Annotated in this window: 23 protein-coding genes and 1 other annotated feature; of the genes, 8 read left to right on the top strand and 15 right to left on the bottom strand. The window is 41.3% G+C overall.

Annotation, left to right across the window (positions count from 1 at the left end; genetic code table 11):
* Window positions 1–2: 2 nt before the first annotated feature.
* From pheS to fos, 12 genes are all read right to left on the bottom strand, one after another.
* Window positions 3–986: a phenylalanine--tRNA ligase subunit alpha gene (pheS, locus tag PSE69_RS07790; RefSeq protein WP_272675200.1), complete on the bottom strand. Its 984-nt coding sequence runs from the start codon at window positions 984–986 to the stop codon at window positions 3–5.
* Between the two features lie 123 nt (window positions 987–1,109).
* Window positions 1,110–1,234 (bottom strand) — a sequence feature (Phe leader region).
* A complete protein-coding gene (pheM, locus tag PSE69_RS19855) occupies window positions 1,184–1,228 on the bottom strand; it encodes a pheST operon leader peptide PheM (RefSeq protein ID WP_120752679.1) in 45 nt (14 codons plus the stop codon). Its footprint overlaps the feature before it by 45 nt.
* 89 nt (window positions 1,235–1,323) lie before the next feature.
* Window positions 1,324–1,680, bottom strand: coding sequence for a 50S ribosomal protein L20 (gene rplT / locus PSE69_RS07785; protein ID WP_004263714.1), 357 nt, complete (start codon window positions 1,678–1,680; stop codon window positions 1,324–1,326).
* 42 nt (window positions 1,681–1,722) lie between these two features.
* Window positions 1,723–1,920, bottom strand: a complete 198-nt coding sequence (gene rpmI / locus PSE69_RS07780) for a 50S ribosomal protein L35 (protein WP_004263702.1) — start codon at window positions 1,918–1,920, stop codon at window positions 1,723–1,725.
* Between the two features lie 94 nt (window positions 1,921–2,014).
* Window positions 2,015–2,554: a translation initiation factor IF-3 gene (infC, locus tag PSE69_RS07775; RefSeq protein WP_036943861.1), complete on the bottom strand. Its 540-nt coding sequence runs from the start codon at window positions 2,552–2,554 to the stop codon at window positions 2,015–2,017.
* Window positions 2,555–2,901: 347 nt separating this feature from the next.
* Window positions 2,902–3,441 carry a translation initiation factor IF-3 gene (gene infC / locus PSE69_RS07770; RefSeq protein WP_071599650.1) on the bottom strand — a complete coding sequence of 180 codons (540 nt, stop codon included), beginning with the start codon at window positions 3,439–3,441 and terminating at the stop codon, window positions 2,902–2,904.
* 3 nt (window positions 3,442–3,444) lie between these two features.
* Complete coding sequence (gene thrS / locus PSE69_RS07765) at window positions 3,445–5,373, bottom strand: threonine--tRNA ligase (protein ID WP_014658195.1); 1,929 nt, start codon at window positions 5,371–5,373, stop codon at window positions 3,445–3,447.
* Between the two features lie 809 nt (window positions 5,374–6,182).
* On the bottom strand, window positions 6,183–6,782 hold the full coding sequence (locus tag PSE69_RS07760; protein WP_014658194.1) for a LysE family translocator: 600 nt from the start codon (window positions 6,780–6,782) through the stop codon (window positions 6,183–6,185).
* A 307-nt stretch (window positions 6,783–7,089) separates the two neighbouring features.
* The gene (locus tag PSE69_RS07755) at window positions 7,090–7,539 is read right to left on the bottom strand and encodes a methyltransferase family protein (protein ID WP_004919071.1); all 450 of its coding nucleotides are present in this window, start codon (window positions 7,537–7,539) and stop codon (window positions 7,090–7,092) included.
* A gap of 122 nt (window positions 7,540–7,661) precedes the next feature.
* Window positions 7,662–8,057 carry a hypothetical protein gene (locus PSE69_RS07750; protein ID WP_004919070.1) on the bottom strand — a complete coding sequence of 132 codons (396 nt, stop codon included), beginning with the start codon at window positions 8,055–8,057 and terminating at the stop codon, window positions 7,662–7,664.
* Between the two features lie 130 nt (window positions 8,058–8,187).
* Window positions 8,188–8,712 carry a GNAT family N-acetyltransferase gene (locus tag PSE69_RS07745; protein WP_004919069.1) on the bottom strand — a complete coding sequence of 175 codons (525 nt, stop codon included), beginning with the start codon at window positions 8,710–8,712 and terminating at the stop codon, window positions 8,188–8,190.
* A gap of 55 nt (window positions 8,713–8,767) precedes the next feature.
* Window positions 8,768–9,187 (bottom strand): fosfomycin resistance glutathione transferase, encoded by a 420-nt coding sequence (gene fos, locus PSE69_RS07740; protein ID WP_014658192.1) that lies wholly within the window; start codon window positions 9,185–9,187, stop codon window positions 8,768–8,770.
* A 462-nt stretch (window positions 9,188–9,649) separates the two neighbouring features.
* Here fos and PSE69_RS07735 point away from each other — a divergent pair, with 462 nt between their 5' ends.
* On the top strand, window positions 9,650–10,354 hold the full coding sequence (locus PSE69_RS07735) for a MarC family NAAT transporter (protein ID WP_004919062.1): 705 nt from the start codon (window positions 9,650–9,652) through the stop codon (window positions 10,352–10,354).
* Here PSE69_RS07735 and PSE69_RS07730 read toward each other — a convergent pair.
* A complete protein-coding gene (locus tag PSE69_RS07730; protein WP_004919061.1) occupies window positions 10,351–11,007 on the bottom strand; it encodes a transglycosylase SLT domain-containing protein in 657 nt (218 codons plus the stop codon). The two genes, PSE69_RS07735 and PSE69_RS07730, sit on opposite strands and share 4 nt — an antisense overlap.
* A 266-nt stretch (window positions 11,008–11,273) precedes the next feature.
* Here PSE69_RS07730 and PSE69_RS07725 point away from each other — a divergent pair, with 266 nt between their 5' ends.
* From PSE69_RS07725 to PSE69_RS07710, 4 genes are read left to right on the top strand one after another with little or no spacing between them, the layout of a single operon-like run.
* Window positions 11,274–12,185 (top strand): metal ABC transporter substrate-binding protein, encoded by a 912-nt coding sequence (locus PSE69_RS07725; protein ID WP_004919060.1) that lies wholly within the window; start codon window positions 11,274–11,276, stop codon window positions 12,183–12,185.
* Between the two features lies 1 nt (window position 12,186).
* Window positions 12,187–13,077, top strand: a complete 891-nt coding sequence (locus PSE69_RS07720) for a manganese/iron ABC transporter ATP-binding protein (protein ID WP_014658190.1) — start codon at window positions 12,187–12,189, stop codon at window positions 13,075–13,077.
* Window positions 13,074–13,964 (top strand): metal ABC transporter permease, encoded by an 891-nt coding sequence (locus tag PSE69_RS07715; RefSeq protein ID WP_004919054.1) that lies wholly within the window; start codon window positions 13,074–13,076, stop codon window positions 13,962–13,964. The genes PSE69_RS07720 and PSE69_RS07715 overlap by 4 nt, the downstream gene beginning before the upstream one ends.
* Window positions 13,957–14,823: a metal ABC transporter permease gene (locus tag PSE69_RS07710; RefSeq protein WP_004919051.1), complete on the top strand. Its 867-nt coding sequence runs from the start codon at window positions 13,957–13,959 to the stop codon at window positions 14,821–14,823. Before PSE69_RS07715 ends, PSE69_RS07710 begins: the two co-directional genes overlap by 8 nt.
* A gap of 86 nt (window positions 14,824–14,909) precedes the next feature.
* Here the strand turns inward: PSE69_RS07710 and PSE69_RS07705 are convergent, their stop codons facing one another.
* The gene (locus PSE69_RS07705) at window positions 14,910–17,198 is read right to left on the bottom strand and encodes an FdhF/YdeP family oxidoreductase (RefSeq protein ID WP_014658189.1); all 2,289 of its coding nucleotides are present in this window, start codon (window positions 17,196–17,198) and stop codon (window positions 14,910–14,912) included.
* Between the two features lie 381 nt (window positions 17,199–17,579).
* Between PSE69_RS07705 and PSE69_RS07700 the strand changes: the two genes are divergently transcribed.
* A complete protein-coding gene (locus PSE69_RS07700) occupies window positions 17,580–18,449 on the top strand; it encodes a fructosamine kinase family protein (RefSeq protein ID WP_121875269.1) in 870 nt (289 codons plus the stop codon).
* A gap of 40 nt (window positions 18,450–18,489) precedes the next feature.
* On the opposite strand, the gene PSE69_RS07695 is transcribed toward PSE69_RS07700, so the two are convergent.
* Complete coding sequence (locus PSE69_RS07695; RefSeq protein ID WP_014658188.1) at window positions 18,490–19,029, bottom strand: YniB family protein; 540 nt, start codon at window positions 19,027–19,029, stop codon at window positions 18,490–18,492.
* Between the two features lie 524 nt (window positions 19,030–19,553).
* Here PSE69_RS07695 and hxpB point away from each other — a divergent pair.
* A complete protein-coding gene (gene hxpB / locus PSE69_RS07690; RefSeq protein ID WP_014658187.1) occupies window positions 19,554–20,219 on the top strand; it encodes a hexitol phosphatase HxpB in 666 nt (221 codons plus the stop codon).
* 189 nt (window positions 20,220–20,408) lie between these two features.
* Complete coding sequence (locus PSE69_RS07685; RefSeq protein ID WP_004919040.1) at window positions 20,409–20,984, top strand: metal-dependent hydrolase; 576 nt, start codon at window positions 20,409–20,411, stop codon at window positions 20,982–20,984.
* The last annotated feature ends 57 nt before the right edge of the window (window positions 20,985–21,041 follow it).

Raw genomic sequence — 21,041 nt, 5'->3', positions numbered from 1 at the left:
CCTTATTTAAACTGTTTGAGGAAACGAAGATCATTTTCGAAGAATGCGCGCAAATCAGAAACACCGTAGCGCAACATTGTAAGGCGCTCCATTCCCATGCCAAATGCAAAGCCTGAGTAGATTTCTGGATCAATACCCACATTGCGTAGTACATTTGGATGAACCATGCCGCAACCTAACACTTCTAACCACTTACCATTTTTCCCCATAACATCCACTTCAGCAGAAGGCTCTGTGAATGGGAAATAAGATGGACGGAAGCGGACTTGGACTTCTTCTTCAAAGAAATTATTTAGGAAAGCATGCAATGTGCCTTTTAGGTTAGTAAAGCTGATATCTTTATCAACAATCAACCCTTCTGTTTGATGGAACATTGGCGTGTGTGTTTGGTCGTAATCGTTACGGTAAACACGACCAGGTGCGATAATACGGATTGGCGGTTGTTGCCCATTCATGGTACGAATTTGCACACCGGAAGTTTGGGTACGCAGCAAACGCTTCGCATCAAACCAGAAAGTATCATGATCGGCACGAGCTGGGTGGTGGGCAGGAATATTTAATGCATCAAAGTTATGGTAGTCATCTTCGATTTCAGGCCCTGTCTCAACACTAAAGCCTAACTCACCAAAAAACTCTTCAATTCGCTGAATGGTACGGGTAACTGGGTGTAATCCCCCATTTTCCATACGACGCCCAGGTAATGAGACATCAATTTTCTCCGATGCTAAACGTGCATTCAGTATTTCAGCCTGCATGGCTGCTTTACGCATATTCAGTGCATCTTGAACCTGTACTTTGGCTTCATTAATCACAGCCCCTGCTGCTGGACGTTCATCAGCAGGCAGATCACGCAACGTTTTCATCTGTAGTGTGAAGTGGCCACTTTTGCCTAAATATTCAACACGAACTGACTCTAACGTAGCAACATCTTGGGCCTGTTCAATGGCTGCTTTTGCCTGTGCAACCAACTCAGCGAGATGTGGCATTATTTCCCCTTTATGACCTTACGGTCGTTTTGCTAGTTATTCACCGATTTATTAAGTTCTCACTTGCCATTTATTGAATGGATAAGCACTTAACTGATTTTACTGTATTTTTCTTCAATCAAAAACAAAAAAGCCTCCTGACGGAGGCTTTAGCGTAACTTTTCGTTTCTTTTCTTACGCGCGCAAGCCCCCGAAACTCAGGTGCTAAAGTAAAAGAAGAAACGAAAAGCGACGATTTGCATATAATTAATTCACTAAACGGACTGTATTACTTAAGTATTAACATAAAACCACATAAATGAAAAGAGGAAGTCTCCTTCCTCTTTTCAAGCAAACATTAAGCTAAAGCGCCTTTCGCTTTTTCAACTAAAGCAGTGAATGCTGCTTTGTCGAATACGGCGATGTCTGCCAGGATCTTACGGTCGATTTCAATTGAAGCTTTTTTCAAGCCATTGATGAAACGGCTGTAAGACAGACCGTTTTGGCGAGCCGCTGCGTTGATACGCGCGATCCACAGTTGACGGAACTGACGTTTACGTTGACGGCGGTCACGGTAAGCGTATTGACCAGCTTTGATTACCGCCTGAAACGCTACGCGGTAAACACGAGAACGTGCACCATAGTAACCTTTCGCCTGCTTCAGAATTTTTTTGTGACGTGCACGGGCGATTACACCACGTTTTGCGCGAGCCATAGCTATCTCCTATCGTCTTTAATCTTATTAACCAATGTTTACTTATGCGTAAGGCAGGCAGGCAACTACCAGACCCAGATCGCCCTTAGATACCATTCCTTTCGGACGTAAATGGCGTTTACGCTTAGTAGACTTTTTAGTCAGAATGTGACGAAGGTTTGCATGCTTGCGCTTAAAGCCACCGCCTGCAGTTTTTTTAAAGCGCTTTGCTGCGCCACGTACAGTTTTAATCTTTGGCATTTCTTTAATTTCCAACTTCGCATTGTGATAAACTACGAATTAATTAGGCGAATAGCATCTACATTGCTGTAAACACAATTACTTGATGGCCTAATTATTTCTTCTTAGGTGCCAGCACCATGATCATCTGACGCCCTTCAATTTTTGAAGGGAATGACTCCACAGACGCCAGCTCATCCAAATCGGACTTAATACGGTTAAGTACATCCATACCGATTTGTTGGTGAGCCATTTCACGACCACGAAAACGCAGTGTAACTTTAGCTTTGTCACCATCTTCGAGAAAGCGAATCAGGTTGCGTAGTTTGACCTGATAATCACCTTCATCTGTACCAGGGCGGAATTTAATTTCCTTCACCTGAACAACTTTTTGCTTCTTCTTCTGTTCTTTTTGAGACTTGCTCTTCTCATAAAGGAATTTGCCGTAATCCATGATACGACAAACTGGCGGTTCGGCATTTGGGCTGATTTCAACAAGGTCTACCCCTGCTTCTTCGGCTTTTTCTAGTGCATCACGCAGGCTCATAATGCCGAGCTGTTCGCCGTCTAAACCGGTTAAACGGACTTCATTCACACGAATTTCATCGTTAATACGATTTGGACGTGCTGTTGGGATTCTTTTTCCGCCTTTAATACTTTATTCCTCCAACTGGATAAAGAGATTTGCTTATATTCTCTAAAGCATACACCCTAGTTACCGTTTAATCTAATAGATTCAATATGTTGATAACTAAAGTGCCATATTCTTTGCCTACGTCACCTCGGGTAATTACCGAATGATAAGGCGATTCGACCGCGGATTTTAATGCTTATTGCCCGATTACTCAAGTAGATAATCAATTTTTTCGCACAAACCCATGTCTTTTCATATTATCAAGCCTATATTCAGAGCATCCAATATAGGTTGTTAGATATTTTCAATGATTGGTTCAACAGGATATAGCACCCGCTTTTATGCGGGTGCTGTTCATGATGATAAACTTACTTTTTCTTTGGTGCTAAGACCATGATCATCTGGCGACCTTCAATTCTTGAAGGGAATGACTCCACAGACGCCAGTTCATCCAGATCGGCTTTAATGCGGTTAAGCACTTCCATACCGATCTGTTGGTGAGCCATTTCACGACCGCGAAAACGCAAGGTAACTTTGGCTTTATCACCATCTTCCAAAAAGCGAATCAGACTACGTAGTTTAACTTGATAGTCGCCTTCATCTGTTCCTGGACGGAATTTAATTTCCTTCACTTGAACAACTTTTTGTTTTTTCTTTTGCTCTTTCTGAGACTTACTCTTCTCATAAAGATATTTGCCGTAATCCATGATCCGGCAAACAGGTGGCTCAGCATTAGGGCTAATTTCAACTAGGTCAACACCAGCCTCTTCCGCTTTCGCAAGTGCTTCACGCACACTCATGACACCGAGTTGCTCACCGTCAAAACCGGTAACTCGAATTTCAGTTGCACGGATTTCTTCGTTAATACGATTTGGACGTGCTGTTGGGAGTTTTTTTCCGCCTTTAATACCTTATTCCTCCATCTGATTAAGCTGACGACTGCGAATTTCTTCTAGCAGTTTGTTTGTAAATTCATTGACATCTAGGCTGCCTAAATCTTTACCGCGACGGGTACGTACAGAGACTTTACCTGATTCAACTTCTTTATCGCCGCAAACTAACATGTAAGGAACACGACGCAAGGTGTGTTCGCGGATCTTAAAGCCGATTTTTTCGTTACGTAAGTCCGCTTTCGCACGAATGCCAACACTTTGTAGCTTGCTGACTAATTCTTGAACATAATCCGCCTGAGTATCAGTGATGTTCATCACAACCACTTGTTGTGGCGCCAACCATGTTGGGAAGAAGCCTGCATATTCTTCTGTCAAAATACCGATAAAGCGCTCAAGTGAACCTAATACCGCACGGTGGATCATCACAGGCACAATACGTTCGTTGTTTTCACCAACATAAGATGCATTGAGGCGACCTGGCAAGAAGAAGTCTAACTGTACAGTACCACACTGCCATGCGCGGTCTAGGCAGTCATACAGTGTAAATTCAATTTTAGGACCATAGAATGCCCCTTCGCCTGGCTGGTATTCAAACTCAATACCTTGATCTTTTAACGCCTGAGCCAGATCCGCTTCTGCGGTATCCCACATATCGTCAGTACCGATACGTTTTTCAGGACGTGTAGACAATTTAACAACAATTTTTTCAAAACCAAATGTTGCATAAACGTCATAAATCATTTTAATACAGTCGGTGACTTCACTTAAGATTTGATCTTCAGTACAGAAGATATGAGCATCATCTTGTGTAAAGCCACGTACACGCATTAAACCGTGTAACGCGCCGGATGGTTCATTACGATGGCAGCTACCAAACTCAGCCATTCTTAATGGCAGATCACGGTATGATTTCAAACCTTGGTTGAAAATTTGTACGTGACCTGGGCAGTTCATTGGTTTCACGCAATATTCACGGTTCTCAGAAGACGTTGTGAACATCGCATCTTTGTAGTTTTCCCAGTGCCCAGTTCTTTCCCAAAGTACCCGATCCATCATAAATGGACCTTTTACTTCTTGATAATTATAGGCTTTCAGTTTAGTACGTACAAAGGTTTCTAATTCACGGAAGATTGTCCAGCCATCATTGTGCCAGAACGCCATACCCGGCGCTTCTTCCTGCATATGGTATAAATCTAATTGCTTACCAATTTTACGGTGGTCACGCTTAGCCGCCTCTTCAAGGCGTAATAGATAGGCATTCAGCTGCTTTTTATCTGCCCAAGCGGTACCATAAATACGTTGCAGCATTTTATTATCGCTGTTACCACGCCAGTATGCACCCGCCACTTTCTGTAATTTAAAGTGGTGACAGAAACGCATATTAGGTACGTGTGGACCGCGACACATATCAATATATTCTTGATGATGATATAAGCCTGGGCGGTCGTCTTGACTAATATTTTGATCAAGAATTTCAACTTTATAATCTTCGCCACGGGCAACAAAGGTTTCGCGAGCTTCGGCCCAAGAAACACGTTTTTTAATTACATCATAATCTGTTTTGGCAAGCTCAAGCATACGCTTTTCAAGCTTTTCCAAGTCTTCCTGCGTCAGCGCATAATCTAGGTCAATATCATAATAAAAACCATTATCGATAACTGGACCAATTGCCATTTTGGTGTTTGGCCACAATTGTTTGATTGCATGACCTAGCAAGTGAGCACAAGAGTGACGAATGATTTCTAACCCTTCATCATCTTTGCTGGTAATGATAGCCAAATTGGCATCATGCTCGATCAGTTCACAGGCATCAACCAATTCACCGTTTACACGGCCCGCAATACACGCTTTTGCGAGACCTGCTCCAATATCACGCGCAACATCCATCACAGAAACGGCATGGTCGAACTGACGCTGACTTCCATCAGGAAGGGTAATAACAGGCATTAATAAATCCTTATCAGCAGTGGTGACCCACACGAAAGATCACTTGCTTGATTATTCCAAGTTTATAAAACAATACGTTACGATTAATTCCTCACTTCACTATGCGAGATATGTACACAAATGACTAACTGACTATGCACATTAAAAGTAACTCATTGACAATGATAACACAGACTGATTTATTCGCGATAGATGAGTGATTATTATCGCCGAATAGTTCAAGCCTGCTCAAATAGAGCGATGGACACAATTTGAATAGTGCAACATAGAAAATGGTGAGTTTATATGAAGTACCAATCAATACGAAAATGAGCGTAATAAAAATACTGAGTCTATTTTCTACAATTAAAACAAGATATGCCGCATTGCCACAACAATATAAATAGGTATAAATACTAAAATAATCAACCCTTGGCTTTGCTCAACTGGAAAAATATTTGGATTGTCACCACAGGTTGCTAATAGCTGCTTCCCATTAAAGGCCGCCTATTTTTCAAAATGACGAGTGAAAAACTGAGCCTATATATCAGCGCAATGATAATCACAATTCAGTCAGCCCCTTTTTCACTAATGCTGACTTTCTATCCGATTTATTTAATCGTAGGTTTGCTCAATATTCATTCCCGTTTCGATTGGTTTAATTAACTCAATTGTGCGCGTGGAGGTATATAGCGGAATGTATAGGTGGTATGCGTCTTTCCACCAGCCTGCTTACACTCCCCATATACACCATAATGCTGTATATCCACTATCACTTATCCGATAACCCAATATTTCCCTTTTTGCCTTACTGTTGAGGCGATAAGATATTATTGGAATATCACTGATATCGCACTTGCCGCAAGCAATAGCCCCATAATTAAATTAAACTTTTTCAAAACATTAGGGTTCTTCAATCGTTCGCGCAACTCACTACCAAACATAGCCCAAATCGTGACAGATGGAAAATTAATTAGGCTAAAAATAACCGCCACAAGCAACATTGAGCTATAAGGGTTCGTTGAGTCTGTGTAGAGGGCCATACCCGATATCGCCATCATCCATGCTTTTGGGTTTACCCATTGAAACAGCGCTGCTTCTAACAACGTTAGCGGTTTTTCATTACTGTTTTTTGCTGATCCAACTGAACGGCTGATTGTCGTCTTCCAAGCTAGCCATAATAAATAGGCTATCCCTAGATACTTCAAAATATTATAAACGATCTCTGACGACTTAATTAAAGCCCCCACTCCCATTCCCACTGCAATTAGCATCACCAAAAAGCCTATTGAGACCCCTAATGCGTGTGGCATAGTTCGCTTTAGTCCAAAATTCATCCCCGATGCAAGTAACATGATGTTATTGGGGCCTGGGGTAATGGACGTGACAAAAGAAAACATCGATAACGAAATGAAAGTTTCAATATTCATAGTGTGTGCATCTATTGAGCAAATGGTTAATAAAAAATAGCAATGGATTGTTTACTCAATGCATTGGCCTTCAGGCCGCTGAATACTGAGTGAAGAGCAGTGTAAAGTGATCTGAATTCACTTTTTTTATCTCTGCGTGCGCATGCCTTGTTTTACGTCATCAACCAGTAAATAGATACCTCTAGTCGTGATACGCTCCGCTGATAAATAAACAAGACAATATGATAAACAACGATATTTTGCGCTAGTTGTTAAGAACAAAATGCATATTTAACGGTTATTTTAAAATACACACCGTATTCTTAAGTTACAGCCAGCGTCGTGTTTGTTGGCTATAACGTTGCCACTCCTCTTGAAAACGTGCTGATAGGAACTTTTCTTCTTGAGGGATGGTATACAGATCGGTCACCAGCCAAAATACAAGGCCTGATACAAGAAAATACGGTGATTGGGTAAACAGTGCCAAACTGACACACAAGGATGTAAACGCCAAATAGAGTGGATTACGAGAGAATTTAAATGGCCCTTCCGTGATCAACGCTGTTGCCTGAACGATGGGATTAGGGGATGTCTTGTAACGATAAAAATAATATAAACTGGCGGCTATCCACCCAAAGCTTTCCAACGCAACCAGTATCGCCAATATTCCCATCCAACCAGAGAAATTCCAAGACAGGCTATTTTTCGTATCAAGATAATAGAAGGCGATGGCGTTGAAAATTAGCCAATTTAAGAAAGGAAGTCTAAATATGCGCATGATACGCTCCCTAAATCAACACGGCATACTTAGACTAACACAGATCATGTAAGATGTTTTAAATAACAAATTTTGTTTTCTATCCTTGCGATATTTTCTGCACTATTTTGATTAAATTAACGCTAATTATTTCCCAAAAAGAACACACTTTTTAACCCTTCTAAGCGTGCATATTCTTGTTGGCAAACTAATTTCCGTACTTGTACTGGCATACTCTCAACCCGTGAGCGTATGGCATTCAATTGGTCGTCCAGTCCATTCATACCTTTAACGTTGACAACATCTTCATTTGTCTTTAAATATTCGGCAAAGGTTTGCAAATTACTTTCTAAACTGTCACATGCATTATAATCCGCACCCCAGCTTGGCATTAGCGCATTAATAGATTCAGGCAAAATACTTGCTACACTAGGATAGATGTCCTGCTTCCATTGCTGCGGAAAAACAATAAGCAGTGCAGCTATTGCGACTCCCATTAGCATGACGAATGCCGTCAGAGCCGTCATTACATTTTTCATTTACAACCCCAAAACTTACCTGTTTGACTTTAGTTAGCATAGTGCATAGGGCGTAAAGCAATATTTATAATAAAAAATAGTTTGTAAAGAAAACTCTAGCAATATTAATAGGCTAATAAAAGCAAGCAAATTAAGATGATACGTTTACGCTTAAGTGCTTATAGAAAATAGTTGTACTTTCAAACTCCTGTTGAGCATTCGATACAAAATGAGGAATTTCGCCCACCTCGATATAATCTTGTTGGCGATACAGATGTGCAGCAACATCACCTGTACGAGTATCTAATACAAGTAATGTTCGTTGATGGCTTAGCGCTACCTGCTCCACAGCGAGAAGTAACTGTTTAGCTATGCCTTGCTGACGAAAAGCTGTGTGTACCATGAGTTTTTCAACTTCTGCCCGATGGCGACCATTTGCCTTTGCGCAAAATGAAAGTTGAATTGCCCCAGCTAACTGTTTGTCGACTAATTTTACGAGTAATAAACGTTCACCGGTTTGCAAGCCTTGATCAACTGTTTGCCAATAATTGCGCGCTTCAACCTGTGTTATTGGAGCAATAAATCCAATCGAAGCCCCACTGTTCACACAGTCGATTAATAACCAATCTAATTGTTGTTCCAATCCACCAACAGTCGCTACACTTTGAATAGACATAATGTTTCCCTATAACTTTCACCTGTGTTATCACCTATTCGCCGCGGTGTATTGACTATGAATAAAATACCATTCCGTCGTACGGCTTTTTGCGGCAACTCTTTAATCTATCTATTAATGAACCAACATGAATTTCTAATTGATGACCATCTGGATCTAAAAAATAGAAGGAGTCACCTTCACTGCGGTTATCTTTCCAGACAGTCACGCCGGCTTGATGCAATTTTTCAACGATATCCGAAAAATCCTCAGCTAACACCGTAAAAGCATAATGGGTGTAATCACGACGCTTTGCAGCAGCAACCTCTTGTCTCATCGGATCATAAGAAAGGCATACCCATAGTGCACCACAGGTTAAATAAGCCCCTCGCTCCCAACTTGCATGTAACTGCATTCCTAATACCGTCTGATAAAAAGAAATACTTTTTTGTATGTCACTAACGGCTAGAGTTAAATGATTGATTCCAATTAGCATTTTTTCTCCCTCGCTCACTAATAAATAATTGTACACGTATTCTTTTAATGAATTTACATAACCAGTAAGTAAATAACAAAATTAACGGTATAACTTAACCATATCGAAATTTTGACAACCTACTAATAGATGCCCTTTCCCTTTTTATGTCCCCCATAAAAAGGGTTTTTTTTATCTTAAAAATTGAACATTTTTTAGCTCACTGTTATATCTCACTGTTATAAAAAGAGTAAATCAACTTATTCACAATAGAATGCGAATGTTATCCACAGTTAATGTGTACAACTACTTCTTTTTAAATCTTAAAAAAATCATCTCAATAAGATTGGTAACTTTATCGCGTGATATATCAGAGATTGTGTAGCGAGATAAGCGGTTTTACGGGGCATCTGTGCATAATTTTTGCTATAGTGCCAATTCGCACTGAATTTTAACCTCCATTAAGAGCTTAATTTGCCTATTATGAATGATTTTCTTCAGCTATTTCAGGCCATCGGTATTGGATTGGTTTTAATACTTCCTCTTGCCAACCCATTGACAACAATTGCAGTGATGCTGAGTTTGTCTGGCAACATGACCAAAGAGCAGCGAAACCATCAATCACTTTTGGCTTCTATTTATATTTTCGCGATCATGACTATTGCCTTCTACGCAGGGCAATTAGTGATGAATACATTTGGTATTTCGATTCCCGGATTACGCATTGCTGGTGGGTTAATTGTGGCATTTATTGGTTTTGGTATGCTATTCCCTAGCGGTGAGAATAACGATGATACCAGTGCCTTAACACCTGATGACACAACCGTCTCTAAAAAACGTCAAAAATCACCTAATATTGCGTTTGTTCCCCTTGCCATGCCGAGTACTGCCGGGCCAGGTACCATCGCTATTATCATTAGCTCAGCGGCCTCTTTACAAGGTGATGTTGGCTTTGCCCCTTGGGTATTAAAAGTCGCTCCGGTAATCACCTTTTTCATTGTTAGCTTAATTGTTTGGTTAGCATTACGAGGTGCCACTTCTATCATGAAATGGTTAGGTAATGGTGGAATTGATGCGATATCAAGGGTAATGGGGTTCTTATTAATTTGTATGGGAGTGCAGTTTGTTATCAACGGTATCGTTGAGATTGTCGCGCAACTCCCACATTTAGTGGCGGCACATCATTAATTCATGGCTAATGAATTATAGGCATTTTTGACTTTCCATAAATAACGCGGAGCTTGAGGCGCTGGGTGTTTCGTTTGAACGTGTTGATAAAACTCTTCAGGTGTCAATCGATTAATCATCGCGATAGCTCTGCCTTTATCATTATCAAATGTCCTTAACAAGGCGCCAGCACCATTGACGTAAGCCACGACAGTCGCATAGTACATCGTTTGGGGATTGTTAATCCCAGCAAGGTGTTGCTCTTTTAATATCCGAATATAAGCTGTGCCAATATCAATATTTTTTCTCGGATCTTTTAAATCTCGCGTTGAAGGCTCCCCTGATTTCCCTTGGTAACGATATGCATCACGCCCCGCAGTTGAAGCTTTGATTTGCATTAAACCAATCGCATTCGACTTACTGACGACATCCGGTCGGAAATTTGATTCAACCTCAATGATGGCCCGAATTAAGGTTTCATCAACATTATAACGACTCGCAGACTCTCGAATGAACTCATCAAATGGCGTACGAGGAAAGGAAATATTTTGCTGCACTGTTGATAAATTGCTACTTTTATTTAACATCCGTTGTGTTGATACTTGTTTTTCTGGTTCACTAGAGCAACCCGCTAGCAACAGAAATACCAATGCGCCACTGATATTTTTTTTCACCGAGATATCCTCTGCTAATAAAACTGACGGAAGAATAACTAATAGTAAGAAAAATAAAATAATTTTTACTTAACTTTTACTTCAAGACATGTTTTAGTCATTGAAAAAAGTAATCACAATAATAGAAAAATCACACTCTTTTTGTCTTGACTTTATCCAATTGATATTGATAATCATTATCAATTGACTTTTGCTCCTGCTATTCTTTTTATGCGTAACAGGGTAATTAAAAAATCCACTAAGCCAATGATGTCAGGGTCTGAATAATGAAGAAAACACTATCTCTACTGTCTAAACCACTACTTTCTGCTGTCTTTGCTTTATCTACTATTTTACTAATCAGTCAACCTGCATTAGCTAAAAAGTTTAAGGTCGTCACAACTTTTACCATTATTCAAGATATCGCACAAAATGTCGCAGGGGATGCCGCCGTTGTGGAATCGATAACCAAGCCTGGCGCTGAAATCCACGGTTACCAACCAACACCAAAAGATATCATGAAGGCCTATGATGCCGACCTGATCTTATGGAATGGCTTAAACCTTGAAGTCTGGTTCCAACGCTTCTTTGAAAATTTCCAAAATGTTCCTGCTGTTGTCGTCACTGAGGGGATTGACCCTATGCCAATTCGTGAAGGCGAATATAAAGGGAATCCGAACCCACACGCATGGATGTCACCTGCAAACGCCCAAATTTATATCGAAAATATTCGCAAAGCATTGGTTAAGTATGATCCAGAAAACGCAGAAATCTACAACCAAAATGCGAAAAAATATGCTGAACAGATTGCACAACTTGATGCTCCACTGCGTGAGCGACTCAACCGTATCCCTGAAGAGAAACGTTGGTTAGTCTCAAGTGAAGGCGCTTTCAGCTACTTAACAAAAGATTATGGCTTTAAAGAAGCTTATCTCTGGCCAATTAATGCGGAAGAACAAGGAACGCCACAACAAGTTAAAAATGTGATTGATACTGTACGTAAATATAATATCCCTGTGGTATTTAGCGAAAGTACAATTTCAGACAAACCAGCACGCCAAGTTAGTAAAGAAACTGGGGCAAAATACGGTGGAGTCCTTTATGTAGATTCACTATCAACCGCAGATGGCCCAGTACCAACCTATATCGAACTGTTAAATACAACCGTTGACACTATAGCGAAAGGATTTGATCAGTAATATGAGTAACTCGAAACGCTTTGAACACCCTAATTTGGTTGTGGATGATGCCACTGTCACTTACAACAACGGTCACACTGCAATTTATGATGCAAGTTTTGATATTACAGGCGGATCAATATGTGCATTGGTTGGCGTCAACGGCAGTGGTAAATCCACCTTATTTAAAACGATCATGGGGTTAGTCACCCCATCATCTGGCAGTGTCACGCTCAATGGTGAGCCAATCAAAGAGGCTCTCAAAGAAAACATTATTGCCTACGTTCCTCAAACAGAGGAAGTGGATTGGAACTTTCCTGTGCTTGTCTCCGATGTGGTGATGATGGGGCGTTACGGCAAAATGGGCTTTTTTCGTATTCCTAAAAGTGAAGACAAAGAAGCGGTAAAAAAAGCACTTGAACGTGTAGATTTGGCAGGGTTAGAGCATCGCCAGATTGGCGAGCTTTCTGGCGGGCAGAAAAAACGCGTCTTTTTAGCTCGTGCGCTAGCCCAACAAGGTAAAGTGCTCCTACTTGATGAACCCTTTACAGGGGTCGATGTTAAAACAGAAAACGCCATTATTGACCTGTTACGTAGCCTACGTGATGAAGGCCACCTGATTTTGGTGTCTACTCACAACTTAGGGAGTGTGCCTGAGTTTTGTGACCAAGTCATTTTGATTAATCGCACCGTACTCGCAAGTGGTCCGACTGAAACCACATTTACCCAAAAGAATTTGCAAGTGGCTTTTGGTGGTGTGCTACGCCATATCAATCTTTCAGGTCAAGAGCTGCATGACGACGACGATCCACGCTCTGTCACGGTGATTACCGATGATGAACGCGCCGCCGTTTTCTATGGCCATGACCACAATGCCCCCGTTAGAACAAACCAGCCTAAGGATCCAGTATGATCGAGTTGTTACTGCAACCTTTCGAGTACAACTATATGGTTAAAGCCATTTGGGTAAGCGCTATTGTGGGTGCCGTTTGTGCATTTCTTTCAGCTTACCTAATGCTCAAAGGTTGGTCATTAATGGGCGATGCCCTCTCTCATTCCGTTGTACCGGGTGTTGCCGGAGCTTATGCGTTAGGCTTACCCTATGCCGCCGGCGCCTTTTTTACGGGGATCCTCGCGGCCCTAGCTATGACCTTTATTAAGCATATTACTCGGTTACGTGAAGATGCCGTTATCGGCTTTATCTTTTCAACTTTCTTTGCCGCGGGGCTATTAATCGTCTCTTTAAACCCAACCTCAGTGAATGTGCAAACCATCATTTTCGGTAATATTTTAGGTATCGCCGACGCCGATGTATTGCAGGTTGAAATTATTATCGCCATCTCCTTTATCGTGCTACTGGCTTTATGGAAGGATTTACTCGCCGTGTTCTTTGATGAAAGCCACGCTCGTTCAATTGGCTTGAATCCATTGCGCTTAAAAATTATCTTTTTTACTCTACTAAGTGCTTGTACGGTAGCTGCATTACAAACGGTTGGTGCAATCTTAGTTATTGCTATGGTGGTAACTCCCGGGGCAACAGCTTATCTACTCACTGACCAATTTAAGCGTTTATTAATCATTGCAGTCGCTATTGGTACTGCCACCAGCGCGATCGGTGCTTATGCCAGCTATTTCCTCAATGGAGCAACTGGCGGCTTAATTGTGACGCTTCAAACGGTTATTTTCTTATTGGCATTCTTCTTTGCGCCAAAACACGGCATTTTTGCTTCTCGTCGTAAGGCAAAACAGGAAGTCGAGAACCTGCATAAAATAAAACAACAAGGAGCCTCTAATGAGTGATTTTATTGACTTACTAACGGCACCTTTTATTTTCCCGTTTATGCAGAAAGCGATTATTACGGCTATCGTGACAGGTGCTGTCTGTGCGATTTTATCTTGCTTTTTAGTGCTTAAAGGCTGGTCATTAATGGGGGATGCCATCTCCCATGCTGTATTACCGGGGATTGTTATTGCTTCTGTTGCGGGTATACCACTTGCTATTGGGGCATTTGTTTCGGGCCTGTTTTGTGCATTTGCCACCGGATACCTCAAAGAGAATAGTCGTATCAAAGAAGATACCGTGATGGGAATTGTCTTTTCAGGCATGTTCGCCGTCGGCTTAGTGATGTTTGCCAAAATCGATACCGAGCAGCATCTTACTCATATCCTATTTGGGGATATTCTTGGTATTACCGATGCCGAATTTAAGCAAAACCTATGGTTTGCAGGCATTACCATCGCTATTATCTTACTAAAACGTAAAGATTTTATGCTGTATTGCTTTGATCCTAATCAAGCGCGTGTGATTGGCCTGCCTGTAAAGTTGATCCATTATGGTCTGCTCTCATTGCTCGCCCTTACCATTGTCGCCTCGCTTCAAGCGGTTGGGATCATCTTAGTCATTGCGATGCTTATCTCCCCGGGCATCATCGCTTTTGTCCTATGTCGAAGCTTTGGGTGGATGCTCTTTGTGGCCGTGATTGCCTCCGTCACCTCTAGTGTGATTGGAACCATTGTCAGTTTCCACATTGACGGTGCTACAGGCCCTTGTATTGTTATTACTCAAGCCATCTACTTCATCATTGCCCTGCTCTATAGCAAAATGGTCTTAGCGCGTAAAAAAGCGAAATTGCCGCAAGAAAAGTTACAGTCGGCCTAATGCGCTGTTAGCGATAATAAGCAAAATAAAAAGCCACCCAATCATCTTAAGGGTGGCTTTTGTCTCTATGTCATCAAGAGATGGTGTTAAGACGCTACATCCACTTTTTCTAGTACCACTGGAATGTTTTTGTAAGCCGGAATACCACTTTGCGGGTCAAAATTATCCAACGCAATTAAGTTATTCGCTTCTGGAAAATAGGTCGCCACGCAGCGATCAGCCATATCATGGATAACCACTTTTAAGTTATCTAAGCGGCGATGAGTGCGCTTTTGTTCACTATCCAGTGCAATAATATTGACTCTATCGCCTGCGGCTAAGTTCTGTTTCTTAGCCTGTGCTTCGCTAATAAACATCACATCACGTTGGCCAAAAACACCGCGATAGCGGTCATTGAGTCCATAGATAGTGGTGTTATATTGGTCATGGCTACGTACTGTCGCCAAGACTAATTCACTATTCACCGCTGATTTAGGGTCTTCAATAACGCCTTGCGTCGTAATGAAGTTTGCTTTTCCTGATGACGTCAACCAGCGCCGCTCTGCAGCCGCATTGGTTAAGTGAAAACCACCGGGCACACGGATCCGCGCGTTATAATCTTCAAAACCCGGTAACACCGCCTCCATCGCGTCACGAATTTTATCGTAGTCATCGATAAACTCATCCCATTCCACTTTAGTATTTGGCAATGTAGCCTTAGCCATACCGGCTACGATGGCACACTCTGATTTCAAGTGAGGGCTAGCCGGTTTTAGCTTACCGTGCGAGGCATGTACCATCGACATAGAATCCTCAACGGTAATACTTTGTGGTCCGGTTTTTTGTTCATCCCGTTCAGTACGCCCTAATACGGGGAATAGGAATGTGTTTTTGGCTGTCAACAGATGGGAGCGATTAAGTTTAGTCGCTGCATGCACTGCTAAGTCTAATTTTTTCATACCGCTATAGCAGGCATCCTGATCCGGCATCGCAACCGCTAAATTACCGCCCATACAGATCAATGCACGCGCACTTCCTTGAGAAATAGCTTGCATACTCGCGACAGCGGCATGGCCAAATTTAGCTGGGGGTTTAAAACCAAACCGTTGTTCGATTTTATCGAGAAAAGCTTGGCTTGGTTTTTCGGTGATCCCAACAGTACGGTCTCCTTGTACATTGGAGTGCCCACGTAAAGGACAGATGCCGGCCCCTTCACGTCCAATGTTCCCTTTGAGCAGCAGCAGATTCACTAATTGCTGAATATTTTGTGTACCGTGCTGGTGCTGAGTGATCCCCATTCCATAACAAATAATCGTGCTATCCGCCTCAATATATAATTGGGCTATTTGTTCGATTTCATCACGAGTTAGACCGCTAACACGTAATATATCTTCCCAACGCGTCGACATCACATCATGTTTGAGTGCCTCAAAACCGGCAGTGTGAGACTGAATAAACTCATTATCTAATATAGGCGATTTACCTTGTGCGACCGCAGCCTCATGCTGCTCAATAACAACACGCATCACGCCTTTTATTAATGCGGTATCGCCACCGATGCGTACTTTATAATAGTGTTGGGCTAATTGAGTTGACTCTAAAGTCAGCATCTCAACAGGATCTTGTGGGTACTCAAACCGTTCCAACCCTCGTTCTTTTAACGGATTGATCGCGATAATTTTTGCACCACGTTTTGACACTTCACGCAATGAGCTCAGCATTCTTGGGTGGTTAGTGCCGGGGTTATGACCAATACAGATCACTAAATCGGCTTTATCAAAGTCTTCCAATAACACAGTCCCCTTACCCACCCCAATAGATGCAGCAAGTCCAACACTCGTTGGTTCATGGCACATATTGGAACAATCAGGGAAATTATTCGTTCCGTACTCTCTTGCAAACAGTTGATATAAAAACGCAGCTTCGTTTGAGGTGCGCCCAGAGGTATAAAACTCGACCACATTAGGGTCGGCATAGCCAGATAAATGTTTACCTATTTGTGCAAAGGCTTCTTCCCATTCAATCACTTCATAATGGTCAGTTTGCGGATTATATTTCATTGGATGCGTTAAACGACCTTCATTTTCTAAATCGTAATCATCCCACTTTAATAATTCAGTTACTGAATGTTTTGCAAAAAATTCAGGTGTGGTTCTTTTCGATGTTGCTTCCCATGACATGGCTTTTGCGCCATTTTCACATATATCGAAGGAGGCATAATGTTTAGGATCAGGCCATGCACAACCAGGGCAATCAAACCCCTGAGGCTTATTCATTTCAAACATAGCAATCACATCATGACCAATTTCCATTTGGCCTCGAATAGCTTCAGCCACGGCTTTTACCGCGCCCCAGCCAGCGGCAGGACCAGTGTAATTTTCAATTTTCTCTTTCATTTTCATTACTCTTTTTAATTTAAATATTGCAAAAAATAAACATCGAATAATTACAATCTAATTATGTATAAAATTAATTTTATTATATTCATTAGAAAATATAGCAAATAATAGTCATTACAATAAGGCTTTATTTTTTAAAAAAGAAAAATAATATTTGAAATATATTCATAGTCTTATTTCAATATTTATTTATGACTAGTTATTAATTTAAAAACAATATATCGATAATAATGAATATCTAAAATAATCCATTCAACATAATGTTATAGTTGAGCCATTTCGTGATAGGCTCTTCTTTTTAAATAATTATTGCTGTTAATTCCTAAACTGTCGCTATAGAATCGTGTTAGTGAAGACCAAAGCAAAGCGAGGTGTATCATGTGGCAAGCAATGTACCGTTTATTAAGCGAACACTTAGGTGAAGCAGAACTTCATAACAAAGAAATACTTTCTGGGGGTGATATTCATCACACGATGAAAATCGATTACGGTGGCCATACCATTTTCGTCAAACAGAATCTGCGTGAATTTCTGCCTTTATTTAAACAAGAAGCCGAACAGCTTGAAATGCTTGCCAAAAGCAAAACCATCACTGTGCCTAAAGTGTATGGTGTAGGGAGTAATAAACACCACAGCTTTCTGCTATTAGAATATTTTCCTTTAAAAAGTTTTGATGCAACTAACGCATGGCGTTTCGGTCAGCAATTAGCCCACCTACATCAATGGGAAGAGCAACCGAGCTATGGTTTTGACTTTGATACAATGTTAGGCACCATCACTCAGCCAAATGGTTGGGAAAAACGGTGGAACTCTTTCTTCGCCGAAAAACGTATTGGTTTGCAATTACAAATTGCCGCTGAGAAAGGAATGGTCTTTGGCGATATTCAGCAGATCGTTGATATTGTCAAAGAGCGCCTGACAGGACATCAACCGCAACCTTCCTTACTTCATGGGGATTTGTGGCCTGCCAACTGCGCTATGACACAAGAGCAGAATGGTATTTTATATGACCCCGCCTGCTATTGGGGGGATAGAGAATGTGATATGGCAATGTTGCCTTTATACCCAGAGTTACCCATCCAAATTATTGACGGATACCAAAGTGTGTGGCCTTTACCTTCGGGCTTCCTCGAAAGGCAACCTATTTATCAACTTTATTATCTACTTTGCCAATCCAATATTTTTGGCCTTGAAAAAAGCTATTTTCACGCACGTACCATTATCGATGAGTTAATTGGCGAGAAATAATGACGGTGTTGGCCCAGCGATGCCTGACTGGGCCAGATAATTACCAATTCAGCAACTTTAATGCCAAATAGATAACTATACCGAATGCGATTGGCGAAAAATAAAGAATAAAGAATTGGGTAAATATGGTGTGTCGAGGGATCGTCACTTTAGCCTCAAGCTCTTCTTTCGAGACTTCATTTCCTTTGGCTTTTTCCAATATCACGTGATCTTCGAGGCTTTCACGAATAAATTTAATTTGTCGATACATGCGTAAGCCAGAAGCGCTTAGTGCTAAGCCAACAAAGATAAAAAGAAAGATAATGATAAAGCCGATATTCGCGCCTGAAAAACCATTGGCAACTTGAGGTACTGGGGAGTTGTTCCAGAAGACATTAAGAAACGGTGTACTTTGGCGCGTCATTTCAGCCATTAATTTAATAAAATCATTGGCTACTGCATTAATACCCTCTCCTTCTAACCCTTTCATACCCGCCAATTTGACTAATGACGCTAAAGTGGAAATCAATGCTACAAGAAAAACAATCCAACCGATAATACGCTTGCCGATTGCGACATAACTTGCAGTCTGGTAATTCATTATTGACCCTCTAAAAATTTTTTTATAACTAATCATAACTGAATTTTTATAAAGCCACCAAATTTACCACAAGGAATAATACGGATACTCGCAATTTCAGATTATTTAACTTGCGCTTTCGTGACTGCCCATTGTCGTCAGTGGCAAAGCTGCCCACTTCTTAGACCGCAACCGCGATATGACGGATTTAGGGGGCTTGTCATTCCCATATTCCCTTGTGTCGGATATGGATTGCTGTGTTGATATCTCAGCCATGTTATCGAGCATTTTCAATCCATAACTGAATAGTTTCATAAAGATCCAACTTTTGGGGATCGTTCACACTCAAGATAAAGATGACCGTTTCGATATATATAATCAGTCAGTGACTTGCTACAATACTCATCGCAATAAAGGGCTATCAGTTTCAGATGATATGCAATACCTTGAATTGATACGGTGGCAAATTAATTGGGTCAATCCTGTTACTGCATACAACACCTTGAAACATGGCAAGGTCACACATACATGAATGGAGTTTTGACATGTACCACAACTTATCCATCCAGTCTGTTATCTTTGATATGGATGGCTTGCTGATTGACTCTGAGCCTTTTTGGGCGCAAGGGGAGCGTGAAATTTTTACTCAATTAGGCATCGACCTATCCATCGCTGATAAACTACCCGATACACTAGGCTTACGAATCGACCATGTCGTAGAGCTTTGGTATCACGCTTCTCCGTGGCAAGGACATAGCCTAAAAGAAGTCGAACAGATGATTATTGATCGTGTTATTGGCTTAGTTGAAGAGCAGCGTCCCCTCCTTCCCGGTGTGCATCACGCATTAGAACTATGCCGTTCAATGGGATTGAATATCGCCCTCGCCTCTGCCTCGCCGCAATACATGTTAGAGAAAGTACTGAACTTATTTGAGATCCGTGATTATTTTTCGGCGGTTGTTTCGGCGGCTGATTTACCTCACAGTAAACCGCACCCTGAAGTTTATCTCAATGCAGCTGCTTTGCTGGAGACAAAACCCATCCACTGCGTATCACTAGAAGACTCCTTTAACGGTATGATTGCTGCAAAAGCGGCAAGAATGCGCTCAATCGTTGTTCCTGACCAACAGCATTTTCATGATCCGCGTTGGGGATTAGCGGATGTTAAACTCGCATCACTTAATGAACTCACCGAAAAATATTTGCGTTAATTATCTATTGCCGCTTTTTTCGCCCGTCCCTATCACGTTTTGATAGGGATATTACATAAAAGTATAAAACTCTGATGTTATTTGCTAATAACTAAGAGTTTTTTGCATTTCTAGCCCTATCATATTCTTTTTAAACGCTTTATACTGCCCTCCTAACTGTATAGATAAACAGATGGTAATTTATCCACCATGACCGCTGAAGGGCACCTGCTATTTTCTGTCGCCTCATTAATAATGGCACATAAGCTAGAGATCACACCTGAGCTTGCTCAAGGTGATTGGCTGCATATGGTGCCAGGTGCGCTATTGGGGGCATTACTCCCCGATATCGACCACCCTTCATCGATACCCGGCCGGATGTTAAGGATCCTTTCCCTGCCGATTTCCAAATTATGTGGGCATCGAGGTTTTACACACAGTTTAATCGCATGGCTACTATTAGTGCTCGCCTGTTACCAATGGCTACCGGCCAACTGGCCTATTCCTAATGATTTGATCCAAGCATTTTTACTGGGTTATATGAGCCATTTAGTGGCTGATATACTCACCCCTTCCGGAGTTCCCTTCTTATGGCCTCTGCCTTTTCGTTTTTGTTTTCCGTTACTGCGTAGCAAGTCAAATAAACGTGCAGAACGTTTTATCGCGATCGTTTTGGCTGTTTGTGCTTGCTTTATACCCGTTAGTTATAGCTTTGATTTTCATAGTCAATTTGAAAGCATAATAAAATATATTCATAATCAAATAGATATACGCATGTCTACATAGTCATCTATTTTGTAATATACTGTAAGCATCATTCATCATAAGTTATTACTTTTCAGT

It is taken from the genome of Providencia sp. PROV122, from assembly GCF_028482365.1.
GTDB classification, from domain to species: domain Bacteria; phylum Pseudomonadota; class Gammaproteobacteria; order Enterobacterales; family Enterobacteriaceae; genus Providencia; species Providencia stuartii.
The sequence above is the reverse complement of the archived record's forward strand: the minus strand, read 5'-3'. Positions and strand labels throughout refer to the sequence as shown.